Annotated in this window: 13 protein-coding genes and 1 pseudogene; 8 read left to right on the top strand and 6 right to left on the bottom strand. The window is 72.8% G+C overall.

The annotated features are described in order from the left end of the window. Positions 1-4: 4 nt before the first annotated feature. Positions 5-1,840 carry a glycoside hydrolase family 15 protein gene (locus ACZ6A9_RS18755; RefSeq protein WP_468986655.1) on the top strand — a complete coding sequence of 612 codons (1,836 nt, stop codon included), beginning with the start codon at positions 5-7 and terminating at the stop codon, positions 1,838-1,840. Positions 1,841-1,843: 3 nt separating this feature from the next. Here ACZ6A9_RS18755 and ACZ6A9_RS18750 read toward each other — a convergent pair whose 3' ends face one another. Further along, entirely contained in the window at positions 1,844-2,806 is a 963-nt protein-coding gene (locus tag ACZ6A9_RS18750) for a hypothetical protein (RefSeq protein WP_468986653.1), read from the bottom strand. Between the two features lie 183 nt (positions 2,807-2,989). Between ACZ6A9_RS18750 and ACZ6A9_RS18745 the strand changes: the two genes are divergently transcribed. Beyond that, entirely contained in the window at positions 2,990-5,230 is a 2,241-nt protein-coding gene (locus ACZ6A9_RS18745) for a heavy metal translocating P-type ATPase (protein ID WP_468986650.1), read from the top strand. Positions 5,231-5,350: 120 nt separating this feature from the next. Beyond that, the gene (locus ACZ6A9_RS18740) at positions 5,351-5,998 is read left to right on the top strand and encodes a phosphatase PAP2 family protein (protein WP_468986646.1); all 648 of its coding nucleotides are present in this window, start codon (positions 5,351-5,353) and stop codon (positions 5,996-5,998) included. Between the two features lie 258 nt (positions 5,999-6,256). On the opposite strand, the gene ACZ6A9_RS18735 is transcribed toward ACZ6A9_RS18740, so the two are convergent. From ACZ6A9_RS18735 to ACZ6A9_RS18725, 3 genes are all read right to left on the bottom strand, one after another. Continuing rightward, the gene (locus ACZ6A9_RS18735) at positions 6,257-7,177 is read right to left on the bottom strand and encodes a DUF6807 domain-containing protein (RefSeq protein ID WP_468986643.1); all 921 of its coding nucleotides are present in this window, start codon (positions 7,175-7,177) and stop codon (positions 6,257-6,259) included. Beyond that, complete coding sequence (locus tag ACZ6A9_RS18730; RefSeq protein WP_468986640.1) at positions 7,174-8,289, bottom strand: Gfo/Idh/MocA family protein; 1,116 nt, start codon at positions 8,287-8,289, stop codon at positions 7,174-7,176. Before ACZ6A9_RS18730 ends, ACZ6A9_RS18735 begins: the two co-directional genes overlap by 4 nt. Before the next feature lie 103 nt (positions 8,290-8,392). Continuing rightward, positions 8,393-9,208 (bottom strand): response regulator, encoded by an 816-nt coding sequence (locus ACZ6A9_RS18725; protein ID WP_468986637.1) that lies wholly within the window; start codon positions 9,206-9,208, stop codon positions 8,393-8,395. Between the two features lie 317 nt (positions 9,209-9,525). Here ACZ6A9_RS18725 and ACZ6A9_RS18720 point away from each other — a divergent pair, with 317 nt between their 5' ends. From ACZ6A9_RS18720 to ACZ6A9_RS18700, 5 genes are all read left to right on the top strand, one after another. Next, a complete protein-coding gene (locus ACZ6A9_RS18720) occupies positions 9,526-10,509 on the top strand; it encodes a Bug family tripartite tricarboxylate transporter substrate binding protein (RefSeq protein WP_468987220.1) in 984 nt (327 codons plus the stop codon). Further along, on the top strand, positions 10,506-11,039 hold the full coding sequence (locus ACZ6A9_RS18715) for a tripartite tricarboxylate transporter TctB family protein (RefSeq protein WP_468986632.1): 534 nt from the start codon (positions 10,506-10,508) through the stop codon (positions 11,037-11,039). Before ACZ6A9_RS18720 ends, ACZ6A9_RS18715 begins: the two co-directional genes overlap by 4 nt. A 1-nt stretch (position 11,040) precedes the next feature. Then, the gene (locus ACZ6A9_RS18710; RefSeq protein ID WP_468986630.1) at positions 11,041-12,534 is read left to right on the top strand and encodes a tripartite tricarboxylate transporter permease; all 1,494 of its coding nucleotides are present in this window, start codon (positions 11,041-11,043) and stop codon (positions 12,532-12,534) included. Positions 12,535-12,706: 172 nt separating this feature from the next. Continuing rightward, positions 12,707-13,789, top strand: a complete 1,083-nt coding sequence (locus tag ACZ6A9_RS18705) for a GDSL-type esterase/lipase family protein (RefSeq protein ID WP_468986626.1) — start codon at positions 12,707-12,709, stop codon at positions 13,787-13,789. A 47-nt stretch (positions 13,790-13,836) separates the two neighbouring features. Beyond that, entirely contained in the window at positions 13,837-15,483 is a 1,647-nt protein-coding gene (locus ACZ6A9_RS18700) for a cellulase family glycosylhydrolase (RefSeq protein ID WP_468986622.1), read from the top strand. Positions 15,484-15,544: 61 nt separating this feature from the next. Here the strand turns inward: ACZ6A9_RS18700 and ACZ6A9_RS18695 are convergent, their stop codons facing one another. Both ACZ6A9_RS18695 and ACZ6A9_RS18690 read right to left on the bottom strand, forming a co-directional pair. Continuing rightward, positions 15,545-16,186, bottom strand: a complete 642-nt coding sequence (locus ACZ6A9_RS18695; RefSeq protein ID WP_468986620.1) for a class F sortase — start codon at positions 16,184-16,186, stop codon at positions 15,545-15,547. Positions 16,187-16,376: 190 nt separating this feature from the next. After that, positions 16,377-16,617 (bottom strand): annotated as a pseudogene (locus ACZ6A9_RS18690) (hypothetical protein); the annotation flags it as partial.

Genomic DNA, 16,617 nt, shown 5'->3' with positions numbered 1-16,617 from the left:
TGCGATGGACGGGACGGCGAGGGAGCGGGACACCGCCACGAAGCCGGGCTGCACGCCGATCGCCGATCACGGGCTGATCGGCGATCTGCGCAGCGCGGCGCTGGTGGGGACGGACGGCACCATCGACTGGTACTGCTGCCCGTCCTTCGATTCGCCGAGCGTGTTCGGCGCGATCCTGGACCCCGAGCGGGGCGGCTGCTTCGAGCTCGCCGCAGCCGTGCCGGCGCACACCAAGCAGTTCTACTTCCCCGACACCAACGTGCTGATCACGCGGTTCTTCACCGAGGACGGCGTCGGTGAGGTGCAGGACTTCATCCCCACCGACGGCGAGTCGACGACCGGCCGTCCGCACCGGCTGATCCGGCGGGTGCTGTGCGTCCGCGGCTCCGTGCCGTTCACGACGCGGGTGGCCCCGCGTTTCGGCTACGGCGCCCACCCGCACACCGTGCGGCTGACCGGCGGCATCGCGGTCTTCGAGTCCCGGGACCTGTCCCTGGCGCTCACCGCGACCGTCCCGCTGGAGGTGGCGGGGGCGGACGTGGGGGCCGACTTCAAACTGGCCGAGGGCGAGACGGCGGTGCTCACCCTGGACCGGCTCGACGCGGACGTGCCACCCGGCCCGTGCGAGTGCGGGGAGGCGGAGCGGGAGTTCACCGCGACAGTGGCGTACTGGAGGCGATGGCTGTCCTCCTCGCGTTACCGGGGCCGCTGGCGGGAGATGGTGCACCGCTCCGCCCTCACCCTGAAGCTGCTCACCTACGCGCCGACGGGCGCGATCGTGGCGGCGCCCACGACGAGCCTGCCGGAGGACATCGGCGGGGAACGCAACTGGGACTACCGCTACGTGTGGGTGCGCGACGCGGCGTTCTGCGTGTACGCGCTGCTGCGGCTGGGCTTCACCGAGGAGGCGGAGGCGTTCATGGCGTTCGTCTTCCGGCACGTCAGCCCCGGTGACCGCAAGGCCTCCGGTCCGCTGCAGATCATGTACGGGATCGACGGCCGGACCGACCTCACGGAGCACGAGCTCGGTCATCTGCGGGGCCATCGCGGCTCGGTGCCGGTCCGGATCGGCAACGCCGCGGCCGACCAGTTGCAGCTCGACATCTACGGTGCGCTCATCGACTCCATCTACCTGTACGACAAGTGGGCCGAGCCGGTCTCCAGCGAACAGTGGGACCATGTGACGGCCCTGGTGGACTGGGTGTGCGCGCACTGGGACCAGCCGGACGAGGGCATCTGGGAGACCCGGGGCGGGCGGCAGAACTTCCTGTACTCGCGGCTGATGTGCTGGGTGGCGATCGAGCGGGCCATCAGGATGGCCCACCGGCGCGGTCTGCCCGCCGACCTCGCCCGCTGGCAGGCGAGCAGGGACACGATCTACCGGCGGATCATGAGCGACGGCTGGTCGGAGGCCAGGCAGGCGTTCATGCAGCACGAGGACGGGGACGTGTTGGACGCGGCGGTCCTGATGATGCCGCTGGCGAAGTTCATCGCGCCGACCGACCCGAAGTGGCTCTCCACGCTCGACTCGCTCACCGAGGACCTGGTCTCCGACTCACTGGTCTACCGCTACGACCCGCGGATGAGCCCCGACGGGTTGCACGGCGACGAGGGCACGTTCTCCATCTGCTCGTTCTGGTACGTCGAGGCGCTGACCCGGGCCGGCCGGCTGGACGAGGCGGCCCTCGCCTTCGAGAAGATGCTGACCTACGGCAACCATCTCGGTCTGTACGCCGAGCAGATCGGCTACACCGGGGAGCAGCGGGGCAACTTCCCGCAGGCGTTCACGCATCTGTCCCTGATCAGCGCCGCGTTCAACCTGGACCGCGCCCTGGGCTGAGGCTCAGTGGCCGTGGCCGTCGGAGTGCTCCGGCGTGCCGCTGGGAGGGGACTGCGCCTCCGCGCCGGCCCGCACCGTGAACTCCGCGGTGCGGACGACCCCGCCGTGCTTGAAGTCGAGGAACAGCCGGTAGCTGCCGGCGCTCGGCGCGGTGGCCGTGAAGGAGACCTCCGGTCCGGGCTCGGTCCGGCCGTCGCCGGGTTCGCCGTGCGGATGGACGTGCAGGTAGGCGAGGTCACCGGCGCGCAGGGCGACGAGGTGGCCGTAGGCGCCGAGGTAGGGCTGCAGGTCGGTGACCGGCTTGCCGTCCCGCGTGACGCTCAGCGCCAGTTCGCTCGCCCGGCCGGGCCGCAGGCCCCCGGTCAGCTCGACCTCGTAGCCGTCGACACGGGCCGTGCCGCGGACCGGCGGGAGGTCCCCCGGCCGGTAGGTGCCGGAGGCGGCGAGGTCCGCGCCGAGAGTGAGGTTCTCCGCGCCCTTCCCGGCCGGGGTGAAGTCGGCGAAGACCCGGTAACCGCCGGCCCGGGGCAGGTCGACGGGGATGCTCCAGGTGCCGTCGGCCGCCCGGGTGGGGTGCAGATGGCGGTAGGTGAGCAGATCGCGGGAGGCGACGATGAGGTGGAGTTCCTTGTCGTGCTCGCGACGGTATTCGGTCACGGCCCGGCCCTCCTCGTCCCGCACAGTGAAGCGGAGGTCGGTGCGCTCACCGGCCGTGACCCGCGGGGTGCGCAGGTCGAGGGTGTATCCGCCCTCCGAGATCTGCAGTCCGCCGGCCGGAGCGCTGTCGTGCCCGGAGCGCCCGTCCCCTCCCTCCGTCTGCGACGACGACGGCGCGTGCCGCTCCTCGTGCACCGGCTCACGCTCCGCCACGACGACCGGGTCGAGGCCCTCACCGATGCCGTAGGCCGCGCCGAAGGTGGCGGCCAGGGCGGCGGCGAACGCGGTGATCTTCAGTCCGGTGTTCATGACCGTCTCCTCGGAGAACAGGGGCGCTGCGGCTCGCACCGAGCCGATCCATACTGCTCACCATACCCCTAGGGGGTACCGAGTCAAGTCGTGTGATCCCTTGCGAGAGATACCCACCCGGGGTATACAGTACTCACTCCGCGGGTACCCCCGCCCCGTATCTGTCAGTCACAGGAGCACAGGATGACCGTCCCTACAGCCGGCACCGAGGCCGAGGTGGAGCTCACGATCGGCGGCATGACCTGCGCCTCGTGCGCCGCACGGATCGAGAAGAAGCTCAACCGGATGGAGGGGGTCACCGCCACCGTCAACTACGCCACCGAGCGGGCCCGGGTCCGTTACGGCGATGCGGTGACCGTCCCCGACCTGATCGCCACCGTCGAGGCCACCGGGTACTCCGCACAGGAACCGGCACCGCCCGTGGACACCGCACCGGAGACGGACGACCTCCGCTCCCTGCGTCACCGGTTGATCACCTCAGTCGTGCTGGCGGTGCCCGTGGTGGTGATGGCGATGGTCCCGGCGCTGCAGTTCGAGTACTGGCAGTGGCTGTCCCTGACACTGGCGGCGCCGGTCGTGACGTACGCCGCATGGCCGTTCCACCGGGCGGCGCTCACCAACGCCCGGCACGGCGCGGCCACCATGGACACCCTGATCTCGGTCGGCACCTCGGCCGCCTTCCTGTGGTCCCTGTGGGCGCTGTTCCTCGGTACAGCGGGCACCCCCGGGATGACGCACCCCTTCGAGCTGACCATCGCCCGCTCGGACGGCGCGGGGAACATCTACCTGGAGGCGGCGGCGGGCGTCACCGCGTTCATCCTGGCGGGCCGCTACTTCGAGGCACGCGCCAAGCGGAAGGCGGGCGCGGCACTGCGGGCGCTGCTGGAACTGGGCGCGAAGGACGTCACCGTGCTGCCCGCCGACGGACCCGAGAAGACGATCCCCGTCGCGGAACTGGCGGTGGGCGACCGGTTCCTGGTGCGTCCCGGCGAGAAGATCGCGACCGACGGAACGGTCGTCGAGGGCTCCTCCGCCGTGGACGCCTCGATGCTCACCGGCGAGTCCGTGCCCGTGGAGGTCGCGGTGGGCGACCCGGTCACCGGGGCGACCGTCAACGTCGGCGGGCGTCTCGTCGTGACGGCCACCCGGGTCGGCGCCGACACCCAACTGGCGCGGATGGCACGGCTGGTGGAGGAAGCGCAGAACGGCAAGGCCGCGGCACAGCGGCTCGCGGACCGGATCTCCGCCGTCTTCGTGCCCGTCGTCATCGCCCTGGCGCTGGGCACCCTGGGCTTCTGGATCGGCAACGGCGCGGGCGTGACGGCCGCGTTCACCGCCGCGGTGGCCGTCCTGATCATCGCCTGCCCGTGCGCACTCGGACTGGCCACCCCCACCGCCCTGCTGGTGGGCACCGGCCGCGGCGCCCAGCTCGGCATCCTCATCAAGGGCCCGGAGGTCCTGGAGTCCACCCGCCGCGTGGACACGGTGGTCCTGGACAAGACCGGCACGGTGACCACGGGCCGCATGACCCTCCTGGGCGTGCACCCCACCGCCGGCACCGACGAGGCCGACGTGCTGCGCCTCGCGGGCGCCCTGGAGCACGCCTCGGAACACCCGGTCGCACGGGCGGTCGCCGACGGCGCGCGGGAGAAGCTGGGCGGGCTGCCCGCGCCGGAGGACTTCGCGAACGTTCCCGGCCTCGGGGTGCAGGGTGTCGTCGACGGCCACGCGGTCCTCGTCGGCCGCGACCGGCTCCTCGAGGAATGGTCCCTGGAGCTCCCCGAGGACCTGGTCCGGGCCAGGGACCGGGCCGTGCGGGCCGGACGCACCGCCGTCCTCGCCGCCTGGGACGGCGAGGCACGCGCGGTCCTGGAGATCGCCGACGCCGTGAAGGACACCAGCCCCGAGGCCGTCCGCCGACTGCGCGCGCTGGGCCTGCGCCCGGTGCTGCTGACCGGGGACAACGAGGCGGTGGCGCGCTCGGTGGCGCGCGAGGTGGGCATCGCACCGCAGGACGTCATCGCCGAGGTGCTGCCGCAGGACAAGGTGGATGTCGTCAAGCGGCTGCAGGCCGAGGGCCGTTCGGTCGCGATGGTCGGCGACGGGGTCAACGACGCGGCGGCCCTCGCGCAGGCGGACCTCGGTCTGGCCATGGGGACCGGTACGGACGCCGCGATCGAGGCCGGTGACCTGACGCTGGTCCGCGGGGACCTGCGGGCGGCGGCGGACGCCATCCGGCTGGCACGCCGCACCCTCGGCACCATACGGTCCAACCTGTTCTGGGCGTTCGCCTACAACGTGGGCGCGCTGCCGCTCGCGGCGGCCGGACTGCTGAACCCCATGATCGCCGGAGCGGCCATGGCGTTCTCCTCGGTCTTCGTCGTCGGCAACTCCCTGCGCCTGCGCACGTTCCGGGCGGGCTGACCCGCCGAGCGGCAGGGGCGGGCGGGCCACCCGTGTGGTTCTTGCGTACCGTGGGCACCTGGTGATTCCCGCACCACGGTGCGGGCAGGCCACCCCACGACGCCACCGCGGGAGAGACAGATGAGCGAGCCGCCCACCACCGACCAGGACGTCAGCCGTCCGCTCACCAGGCCCGTACCGGCCGCCGACGGACTGCGCAGGGTCGCCTCCGCGGTGCTCGGCGACATCAGGGCGATAGACGGCGCCCTGTACGCGGCGGTCGCCGCCACGCCGACGCCGACCCTGGACCGGGCGCTGCGCCGCCTCTCCCACACGGCGGACCACTCCAAGATCTCGTTCACCATCGCCGGTGCGCTCGCCCTGGCCGGGTCACGTCCCCGCCGGGCGGCGCTCGCCGGGGTCGGGGCCATAGCGGTGGCGTCGGCGTCGGCGAATCTGCTGGGAAAGAGGCTGGTACGCCGGGACCGGCCGGACCGGGAGGCGGCGCGGGTGACCGTGGACCGGCACGTGCCGATGCCGACATCGGCGTCGTTCCCCTCCGGGCACACGGCGTCGGCGGTGGCGTTCGCGACGGCGGTCGGGACGGTCCTCCCCGCGGCGTCCGTGCCGCTGGGAGCGCTGGCGGGGGCGGTCGGATACTCCCGCATCCACACCGGGGTGCACTACCCGGGTGACGTGGCGGCGGGAGCGGTGCTGGGCATCGCCAGTGCGGCGACCGCGCTGGCGGTGGCCTCGGCGCGGTTCCCGGCGTCGTTCCGGCGGAGGTGAGAACCGACCGCGTCCGGGGTGGACGACGGAACGGCGACAGTGGCCGCCCGCGGAGGGAAGGGGACGGGGCGGGGGTGGCCGCCCGCAGCTGCCGGCACGTCCGCGCCGTTCAGCCCCACCGGGTGACCGATTCCGCGCCGGTCAGAGGCCGGACACCTCCGACGCGGCCGGCCCCGCACCACCCACCCCCGCGGGCGCTGCCCGAGCCCCACCGGAGGGACAGTGGCGCCGCGGGCGTCCCACCCACCGCGCCGCGGATCACCACGACAGACCGTCCAGGTACGCCCCCACCCGCTCCCCGTCCCAGGCACCGTCCGCGACCACCACCCGGTACCGGTACGCGAACGACTCCCCCGGCGCCAGCGTGAACTCCTCGAAGAACGCCCAGGAGAAGGCGACCGACGGAATCGGCTCGGAGCGCACGAACCAGTGCGACGGACCGTTCTCCGGCGCGTGTGCGAAGACCAGTGTGGAGTGACCGTCGCACTCGTCGTGTTCCGCCGTGAAGGCGAGCCACGCGCTCCGCGTGCCCATCAACTCCCCGGCGTCCGCCCCGCGAAAGGGACCGGCCCCCGGTGCGAGGACCGTCCCCCCGGTGAAGTCCCGCGGCCCCCGCCACTGCAACCCGGTGTACCCGGCCATCTCCCGGCCGGCGGTGGTCGGCGACCCGAACTCCAGTGGCGCGTCCCGCACGTTGGTGAGCCGGATCGACCAGTCCAGCACCCAGGCCCCGGCCTCCTCGTCGACCGAGTGGACGCTCAGCCCCCGCTCCTCCCGCGCCCACTCGCCCCCGCCGTTCTCCACCCAGGTGAGGTCCTCCACACAGTCGAAGCGCTCGTCCCCCGCGACGAACGCGGAGAAGCCGTCGTGCCGCATCGACCCGACCCGCTCGGGCAGAGCCAGGTAACCACGCCCGTGCACGTACGAGTTGCCGCCCCAGAAGTTCTGCCCCGACAGGTGGCTCGCCGTCATCTGCAGGCCTTTGTGCCACCGGTGGTCGTTCGGCCGGTACCCGGTCACCGTACGCCCGCCGAGCGTGCGCAGCGGATGGGCGTACGGCTTGCGGGACTCGAACCGCTCGGGGTCCGGCCGGTAGACGTACCGGAGGACCTCCGTCCCCGCGCCACCCGCGAGGACCTCGACGGCCTCCCCGACACGATGAACGACGCGGATGCTCACACCCGCTCCTGTGACGACCAGCCGTGACGCCCTCCGTGCATCGCAGCGTGGAAGGGGTCCCCGGGGACGATCTCACCGGCGCGCACGGGCCGCCCCGTGAACGCCGCCTTGTACAGGGCCGCGGCGAACTCGAGGGTCCCGCGCGCCTCCTGCCCGCTGCCCGGCGGCCGCACCCCGGCGTCGTAGGCGTCGAGCAGGGCGCCCAGCTGCGCCGCGTGCGAACTGGGCACCTCCCGCTCGGGCGTGCGCCAGGCGTCCGCGCGCCCGGCGGGCACGTGCGGCGCCGGCGTGTACCTCCAGTCGTCGTCGACGTGCCCGTACAGGTGGGTGAGTTCGACCGTCGCGTCCGCGCAGTCGACACGGATCCGGCTCGTCTCGTCCGGCGAGAGCACGCTGTTGACGACAGTGGCGAGCGCGCCGTTGCGGAAGCGGACCAGGGCGGTGGAGACGTCCTCGCTCTCGGTGTCGTGGACGAGGCGGGCGGCCATGCCCCGGATCTCCTCCCACGCGCCGAGGAGGTGCAGCAGCAGGTCGTACTGGTGGATGCCGTGCCCCATGGTCGGCCCGCCGCCCTCGGTGGCCCACCGCCCGCGCCACGGCACGGAGTAGTAGGCGGCGTCGCGATACCACGTGGTCTGGCAGTGAGCGACCAGCGGGGCTCCCAGCTCCCCGCTCCGGATCAGCTCACGGGCACGGGCGGCGCCGGAGCCGTACCGGTGCTGGAAGATCACGGAGGCGTACGCCCCCGAGGCCTCCTCCGCGGCGGCGATGTCGTCGTACTCCGCGAGCGACAGGCACAGCGGTTTCTCGCACAGCACCCAGGCCCCCGCCCCGAGCGCGGCCACCGTCTGCTCGCGGTGGAGCGAGGGCGGGGTCCCGATCAGCACCAGGTCGGGGCGGACGGCGTCCAGCATGGCGCCCGTCGAGGTGAACGCGGCCACCCCTTCCCCGGCCTCGGAGCGGAAGGCGTCGAGCCGAACCCGGTCCACATCGACGGCGGCGACCAGTTCGGTGCGGTCGGCGTGGGCGCGCAGCGCGGGCAGATGACCGCCGCTGACGACGGCGCCCGTGCCGACGACGGCGACGCGACGGCGGACGGGGGACAGGGGCATGCGTCGCTCCTCGCAGGGAAGAAAGCGCTTTCTCAGGGAGACCCTAGGCCCGCCCCCCGTACCACGACAACCCCATCAGCACACTCCACCGCCCCACCTGCCCTCAGGCCCGCACCCCGCCACCGGCCCCGGCCGCCCCGGCCCGAAGCCCTCTCCCCGCCCCCACGAACCGGTACCGCCGCTCCGGCCGCCCGGTCGCCCCGTACCGCAACGACACCTCCGCACTCCCCACCGTGTGGAAGTACTCCAGGTACCGACGCGCGCTGACCCGCGAAACCCCCGTCAGCCCGGCGCATTCGGTCGCCGACAGACTCCCCTCCGCCCCCCGCAGGGTGCGCTCGATCAGGCCGGCGGTCTCCGCGCTCATGCCCTTGGGCAGCACCGGGGTCACCGGCCCGGCCGCCGCTCCCGCCAGTACACGGTCGACGTCGGCCTGCCCCCGGACCACCGTGTCGAGCATCCGTCCGCGCTGGACGGCGTAGCGCTCGAGCCGGCCCCGCAGGTCCTCGAACTCGAACGGCTTGAGCAGATAGTCGACGACCCCCTGCCGTACCGCACCGCGCACCGCCTCCGTCTCCCGGGCGGCGCTGATGACCATCACGTCGCAGTCGTGCCCGGCGGTACGCAGCCGGGGGATGACGTCCAGCCCGAACACGTCGGGCAGGTACAGGTCGAGCAGCACCAGATCGGGCCGGAGCTCTTCCACGGCCGCGAGGGCCTGCTCACCGGTGCCGGCCACTCCGACCACCCGGAACACCTCGAGGCGTTCGACGTAGGCGCGGTGCACCCGGGCCACCCGGAAGTCGTCGTCGACCACGAGCACGCCGATGGCGTCCACGGCGTCCACGGCGTCGATCGCGCCCGTCGCGCCGCCGGCCACGGACATGGTGCCGCCGCTGTCACCCCGCGTGCTGGTCATGCGTTCTGCTCCCTCCGCCACCGCGTCGGTGAGGTGGCCCGGCGCCGCCCATCATGGCGCCCACCTGCGGCAAGGGGAAGGGACCTGCGCCACGGGACCGCCCCGCGAGGGAACTCCGCACACCGCGTACTCCCCGCGGACACGCCCCCGCACGCCCCGCTGACGCAATGACCACAACCTCCATTGGTTCCGCAAGCGCGACAGCCGGCCGGGGCGCGGGCACCATGTGGCCCACGCCGTCCCGGTCCCCCTCCCCCTTCTCCCCGGTGCCGGGCCCGGCGTGACCCCAGACGACCGACCGACAGGTGGTGGCACTCGTGCGCCTGCGCACACCCCTCGCCGTGATCGGGGCCGCGGTGCTCCTGCTCGTGGGCCCGCCGCTGCTCACGACGGGCAGCGGCTCCGAGAGCGGCACACGCATCCCGGGCCTGCGATTCATGGTCCCCAACTCCCCCGGCGGCGGTTACGACATCACCGCCCGTACGGCCGCGAAGAACGCCGAGGACGCCGGGCTCACCCACGGCATCGAGGTGTTCAACCTGCCGGGAGCCGGCGGAACCGTCGGCCTGAGCCGGCTGGTGAGCGAGCACGGCAACGGCAGACTCGCCATGTCGATGGGCCTCGGCGTCGTCGGCGCCGTCCGTTCCAACGACGCGCCGAGGACCCTCGCGGACACCACCCCCATCGCCCGGCTCACCGAGGAACAGGACGTCGTCGTGGTGGGGAAGGACTCCCCGTACCGGACCATCGGCGATCTGATCGGTGCCTGGAAGGAGGACCCGGGCAAGCACCCGGTGGGCGGCGGGTCCTCCCCCGGCGGGCCCGACCACCTCGCGCCGATGCTGATGGCACGGGCGGCCGGGATACCGCCGAAGCAGGTCAACTACATCCCCTTCGACGGCGGCGGCGAACTGCTCGCGTCGATCCTCGGCAACAAGGTCGCCTTCGGCGTCTCGGGCGTCGGTGAGTACCTCGACCAGATCGAGTCCGGCGAGCTGAGGCTGCTCGCGGTCACCGGCCCGGAGCGGGTCGCGGGACTCGACGCGCCCACCCTCCGGGAGGCGGGCTACGACGTGAGTTTCACCAACTGGCGCGGCCTCGTCGCACCGCCGGGCCTGTCGGACGCCGAGCGCACCAAACTCGTGGGTCTCGTCGAGGAGTTGCACGATTCGAAGGAATGGCGGGAGTCGATGGAGCGCAACGGCTGGGAGGACGCCTTCCTCACCGGCGAGAAGTTCGGCGCGTTCCTGGAGGCGGAGGACGAGCGCGTGCTCTCGGTTCTGAAGGAGCTCGGCCTGTGACGACACCGACCCCCGACAGCGGCCCGGCGCCCGCGCGGCGCTCGTGGCTCCGTGATTATTCCGAACTCGGCGTCTGCGTCCTGCTGTTGACGCTGGGTGTCCTGCTGCTGACCGACGCGTTCACCATGGACGTCGACATCGCCCAGCGCGGGCCCGTCGGCCCGAGGACCGTGCCCGTCGTGGTCGGCAGCGGGCTGCTCGTCGTGGCCGCGCTCCTCGCGGTCGACGTGCTGCGCGGCGGCCGGGGCCGGGCCGAGACCGGCGAGGACGTCGACCTGTCCGAACCCGCCGACTGGCGTACGGTGTTGCTGCTGACCGGAGTGTTCCTCGGCGCCGCCGTCCTCATCGAGCCCCTCGGTTTCCCGATCGCGGGCGCACTGCTCTTCTGGGGTGCGGCCTTCGCGCTCGGCAGCCGCCGACACGACCGCGATCCGCTGATCGCGGCGGTGGTCTCCTTCATCACCTACGCCGTGTTCGACCACCTGCTCGGAGTGCCACTGCCCGGCGGTCCGCTGATGGGAGTGCTGTGACATGAACGCCCTCAACTCCCTCATGGACGGATTCGGTACGGCCCTCACCCCGCTCAACCTGCTCTGGGCCGCCGTCGGTGTGCTGCTCGGCACGGCGATCGGGGTGCTGCCCGGCATCGGCCCGGCGATGGCGGTGGCGCTGCTGCTGCCGGTCACGTACGGACTCGACCCGACCGGCGCGTTCATCATGTTCGCGGGGATCTACTACGGCGCGATGTTCGGCGGTTCGACGACCTCGATCCTCCTGAACACGCCCGGGGAGAGCGCGGCCGTGGTCGCGGCCATGGAGGGCAACCCCATGGCCAAGTCGGGGCGCGGCGCGCAAGCTCTCGCGGCCGCGGCCGTCGGCCACTTCGCCGGCGGCCTGATCGGCACGGTCCTGCTGGTCGCGCTGGCCCCGACGGTCGCGGACCTGGCGGTGGACATCGGCGCCCCCGACTACTTCGCCCTCATGGTGATGGCGTTCATCGCCGTGACGTCGGTGCTCGGTTCGTCCCGCGTCCGGGGCATGGCCTCGCTGCTGATCGGTCTGAGCATCGGTCTGGTGGGGTTGGACCAGATGACCGGCCAGCAGCGGCTGACGTTCGGTTCGCTGCAACTCGCCGACGGCATCGACGTGGTGATCGTCGCGGTCGGCCTGTTCGCCATCGGCGAGGCGCTGTGGGTGGCCGCCCATCTGCGGCGCCGGCCGCCGGAGCCGATCCCGGTGGGCCGCCCGTGGCTGGGCCGCGCCGACCTGCGGCGCACCTGGAGGGCCTGGGCACGGGGCCCGTTCATCGGCTTCCCGTTCGGCGCGATCCCGGCGGGCGGGGCGGAGATCCCGACCTTCCTGTCGTACGTCACGGAGAAACGGCTGTCGAAGCACAGGGACGAGTGGGGCAAGGGAGCCATCGAGGGGGTCGCCGGTCCGGAGTCGGCGGCGTCCGCCTCGGCGGCGGGCACCCTGGTGTCGATGCTGACCCTGGGCCTGCCGACCACGGCGGTCGCGGCCGTGATGCTGGCCGCGTTCCAGCAGTACGGCATCCAGCCGGGGCCGCTGCTCTTCGAACGCGAACCCGACCTCGTGTGGGGCCTGATCGCCTCGCTGTTCGTCGGCATGGTGCTGCTGCTCGCCCTCAACCTCCCGCTGGCACCGGTGTGGGCGAAGCTGCTGCGCATCCCGCGGCCCTACCTGTACGCCGGGATCATGTTCTTCGCCGCGGTGGGCGCGTACGCGGTCGGCGGTGAGGTGATCGACCTGGTCCTCCTGTTGATCATCGGTCTGGTCGGTTTCGGCATGCGGCGCTACGGGCTGCCGGTGCTGCCCGCCGTCATCGGGGTCATCCTCGGACCGGCGGCCGAACAGCAGCTGCGGCGCGCACTGCAGATCAGCGACGGCAGCGTCACCGGTCTGGTCGGCACTCCGTTCTCGGTGACCGTGTACACGGTCGTGGTGCTGCTGCTGGGCTGGCCGCTGGTGCGCAGGGTGCTGCCCCACAAGAGCACCCGGACCTGATCGAACGTCGAGTTCGACGGGCGGGGCGCGGTCCGCGCGGGCCGCGCCCCGGCCGGTGCGGGGCGCCGGAGCGCTCGTACCGCAACCCGTCGCACCCCTTGACGTGTCAGCGACAACAGTGGCTTCATGTGCGACATGGGAGCGCTCCCACGTCTCCCGGGAAGGGGAACCCATGCGCGACACCCGCCTCCTGCGCTCACGCACACTGTCACTGCTCGGCCTGCTGGCCGCCCTGCTCCTCCCCCTCGGCCTGACGGCGGCCCCGGGTGCGTCGGCCGCCCCGGCCGCGGCCCCGGTACGCGTCATGCCACTCGGCGACTCGATCACCGGGTCCCCCGGCTGCTGGCGGGCGGTGCTGTGGAACCGGCTGCTGGACGCGGGCCACACGGACATCGACTTCGTCGGCACGCTGCCCGCCCAGGGCTGCGGCGTGCCGCACGACGGCGACAACGAAGGGCACGGCGGTGAGCTGGTCACCAACGTGGCGGACCAGGAGCTTCTCCCCGCCCGCCTCGCCGCGACCCGCCCGGACATCGTTGTCATGCACTTCGGCACCAACGACGTCTGGAGCAGCGTCCCGCCCGACCGCATCCTCACCGCCTACACCGAACTGGTCGCGCAGATGCGGGCGTCCAACCCGCGGATGCGCGTGCTCGTCGCCCAGATCATCCCGATGAACCCCGGCTCGTGCGCCGCGTGCGCGCAGCGGGTCGCCGACTTCAACGCCCGGATCCCGGGGTGGGCCGCGGCGACGAGCACCGACCGCTCCCCGGTCACGGTGGTGGACCAGTGGACGGGCTTCGACCCGGCCACCGACACCTACGACGGCGTGCACCCCAACGCCGCCGGCGACGCGAAGATCGCCGCCCGCTGGTTCCCGCCCCTGGCCGCGCTCCTGGGCGAGATCGGTGACCCCGGTGACCCGGACGGTCCCGGCCCCCTCGCCTGCACCGCCGCCTTCCGCACCGTCTCCGCCTGGCAGGGCGGTTACCAGGCCGAGGTGACGGTGACCAACACCTCCGCCGCCCCCGTGACGGGCTGGACGGTGACCGTCGCACCGGCCGACGGCGCCCGCGTCACCCAGGTCTGGAACGGCACCCCGCGCACCGCCGCCGACGGCACGGTGACCGTCACCGACGCGGGCTGGAACGGCACCCTCGCCCCCGGCGCGAGCACGGCCTTCGGCCTCATCGCCACGACCGGGGCGACCTCTTCCCCTCCGGCGGCGACCACCGGCTGCACGGCCGCCTCCTGACCCCACGGCGAGCACACACAGATCCCCACCCACCCACTGGAGCCGCCATGAGATCCCCCGAACGCCGCCACACCGTCCCAGGCACCGCCGGCCTCCTCGCCACGCTGCTGGGGCTGCTCCTCCCGCTCCTCGCCGTCACCACCCCGGCGGCCCACGCGGCACCCACCGGTTTCCGGGTCGAGAACGGCCGGCTCCTCGAGGCGTCCGGGAACGACTTCGTGATGCGCGGGGTCAACCACGCGCACACCTGGTACGCCGACCGGATCGACGCACTGGCGCACATCAAGGCCAAGGGCGCCAACACCGTGCGGGTCGTCCTCTCCAGCGGCGACCGCTGGAGTCGCAACGACGCCTCCGACGTGGCGGACGTGGTCGCGCGGTGCAAGCAGAACCGGCTGATCTGCGTCCTGGAGGTACACGACACCACCGGCTACGGCGAGCAGAGCGGAGCGGTCACCCTCTCCCGGGCCGCCGACTACTGGATCAGCGTCCGCAGCGCCCTGGCCGGCCAGGAGGACCACGTCATCGTCAACATCGGCAACGAGCCCCACGGCAACACCGGTTACGCGAACTGGACGGCCGACACCAAGGCGGCGATCCAGAAACTGCGCGACGCCGGGTTCGACCACACGCTCATGGTCGACGCCCCGAACTGGGGCCAGGACTGGACGTACACCATGCGCGACAACGCCGCGTCGGTCTTCGCCGCCGACCCGGACGCCAACACGGTCTTCTCCATCCACATGTACGGCGTGTTCGACACCGCGGCCGAGATCAGCGACTACCTGGGACGCTTCGTCGCCGCCCGACTCCCCATCGTGGTAGGCGAGTTCGGCCACGACCACTCCGACGGCAACCCCGACGAGGACACCATCCTGGCCGTCACCCGGCAACTCGGCCTCGGTTACCTGGGCTGGTCCTGGAGCGGCAACGGCGGTGGCGTCGAATACCTCGACATGGTCACGGACTTCGACCCGAACCGGCTGACCGCCTGGGGCGAGCGACTCTTCAACGGCCCCGACGGCATCGCCGCCACGTCCGAGGAGGCGGCCGTCTACGGATCCGGCTCCGGCGACGACACCACCGCCCCGACCGCTCCCGGCACCCCGAGCGCCTCGGCGGTGACCGCGTCGTCCGTGACCCTCCGCTGGGGCGCTGCCACCGACGCGGTCGGCGTCACCGGCTACGACGTCGTGCGGATCGACGCGGGTGCGGAGAGCGCCGTCACCACGACGGCCGGCACCTCCGCCACCGTCAGCGGCCTCACCGCGGCCACGTCGTACACCTTCGCCGTCTACGCCCGGGACGCCGCCGGCAACCGCTCGCCGCGCTCGGCCGCGGTGGCCGTCACCACGTCCCCGGGCGGTACGACGGGTGCCTGTGAGGTGGGTTACCGGGTGACGGGCGAGTGGCCCGGCGGCTTCCAGGGCGAGGTGACCGTGCGCAACACCGGCGGCTCGGCGGTCGACGGGTGGACGCTGCGCTGGACGTTCCCCGCCGGCCAGCGGATCACGCACATGTGGGGCGGCACACCGGTCCAGAGCGGTGCCGAGGTGACGGTTGCCTCCGCCTCCTACACCGCGTCGATCCCGGCGTCCGGTTCGGTCACCCTCGGCTTCACGGGCTCGCGCTCCGGTACGAATCCGGCCCCCGCGGCGTTCAGCCTGAACGGTGCGGACTGCACGGTGGCCTGACCGACGGGCTGCCCGGGGCGATCCTCCCCCTCCCGGGCAGCCGCTTCCGCTTCCGGCCCGCTCAGACGAGACGGGCGAAGACGACCAGGTTCTCGGTGTAGTCCTTGGCCGCGCGGTCGTATTCGCCGGCGCAGGTGATGAGCCGGACCTGGGCGTCGGGCGTGTCGGCGTAGACGCGCTCGTCGGGGAAGTCGTCCTTGTCGAAGGACTCCGTCTCGTCGACCTCGAACGTGGCCCTGCTGCCGTCGGCGCGCAGCACTCGGAACCGGTCGCCCTTCTCCAGCTCGCCGAGCCGCGCGAAGACCGCCGGGGACGTCGCCGTGTCCACGTGGCCGGCGATGATCGCCGTACCGCGCTCTCCCGGGGAGACGCCCTTGGCGTACCAGCCGACGAGGTTGGTGTTGTGGGCCGGCGGCGGTTCGAGCTGTCCCTTGGTGTCGATGGCGAGATCGATGAAGGGGGCGTCGACGCCGATGCCGGGGACGACCAGGCGGGTCGGTTCGGAGCGCGGCAGGGCCTTGCCCGCGGGCTCGCCCGCGGCCGGGCCGGTCGAGGCAGGGGCACTCGAGCCCGGGGCGGACGGGGCGGTGGAGACGGCGGGGGCCGGGTGCGGCCCGTGGGCGTCGTCGGGAGGGTCCTCCCCTCCGCCCAGCAGCGTCATGGCCAGCACCAGGCCGGCCCCGCTCCAGAAGACGGCCGTCATTATGGCGCGCAGTCTGCGCCTCGCCGGTGACGCCGCATCGGTTTCGACAGGAGTGGGGGGACTGGCCGGCATCGGGGGGACCACCTCGTTCGGGCGCTGCAGCGGGTACGACACGTGGGCGAGCGGGCGGGGCCGTCATGACGCTCGTGGCACGCACGACGGCCCCGGCCGCTATGTCGCCGGGCACGGCTCAGGCCACGTCGCCGGAGACCTTCTTGCGGCGCAGCGCGTAGGCGCCGGCGCCGAGGGCTCCGAGCGCGGCCAGGCCGCCCGCGGTGACACCGGGCTCGGCGAGGCCGCCGCCGCCGGTGTGCATGCCGCCGCGCGGCTTCTCGTGGCTCCCCTCCTTGTCGTGCTTGTCACCCCAGGACTCCTCCTTCTGGGAGTCGCCCTTGTCCTTGTAGGTCTCGGGGTCGTACTTCGGGTCCTTG

Source organism: Streptomyces sp. NPDC041124, from assembly GCF_055592385.1.
This window is presented reverse-complemented; position numbering and strand designations above follow the sequence as displayed.

What these genes read in the sequence shown, in the direction of transcription:
- ACZ6A9_RS18755 (WP_468986655.1), top strand. Translation starts at nt 5, where the DNA reads ATGGACGGGACGGCGAGGGAGCGGGACACCGCCACGAAGCCGGGCTGC.
- ACZ6A9_RS18750 (WP_468986653.1), bottom strand. Translation starts at nt 2,806, where the DNA reads ATGAACACCGGACTGAAGATCACCGCGTTCGCCGCCGCCCTGGCCGCC.
- ACZ6A9_RS18745 (WP_468986650.1), top strand. Translation starts at nt 2,990, where the DNA reads ATGACCGTCCCTACAGCCGGCACCGAGGCCGAGGTGGAGCTCACGATC.
- ACZ6A9_RS18740 (WP_468986646.1), top strand. Translation starts at nt 5,351, where the DNA reads ATGAGCGAGCCGCCCACCACCGACCAGGACGTCAGCCGTCCGCTCACC.
- ACZ6A9_RS18730 (WP_468986640.1), bottom strand. Translation starts at nt 8,289, where the DNA reads ATGCCCCTGTCCCCCGTCCGCCGTCGCGTCGCCGTCGTCGGCACGGGC.
- ACZ6A9_RS18725 (WP_468986637.1), bottom strand. Translation starts at nt 9,208, where the DNA reads ATGACCAGCACGCGGGGTGACAGCGGCGGCACCATGTCCGTGGCCGGC.
- ACZ6A9_RS18710 (WP_468986630.1), top strand. Translation starts at nt 11,041, where the DNA reads ATGAACGCCCTCAACTCCCTCATGGACGGATTCGGTACGGCCCTCACC.
- ACZ6A9_RS18705 (WP_468986626.1), top strand. Translation starts at nt 12,707, where the DNA reads ATGCGCGACACCCGCCTCCTGCGCTCACGCACACTGTCACTGCTCGGC.
- ACZ6A9_RS18700 (WP_468986622.1), top strand. Translation starts at nt 13,837, where the DNA reads ATGAGATCCCCCGAACGCCGCCACACCGTCCCAGGCACCGCCGGCCTC.
- ACZ6A9_RS18695 (WP_468986620.1), bottom strand. Translation starts at nt 16,186, where the DNA reads ATGACGGCCGTCTTCTGGAGCGGGGCCGGCCTGGTGCTGGCCATGACG.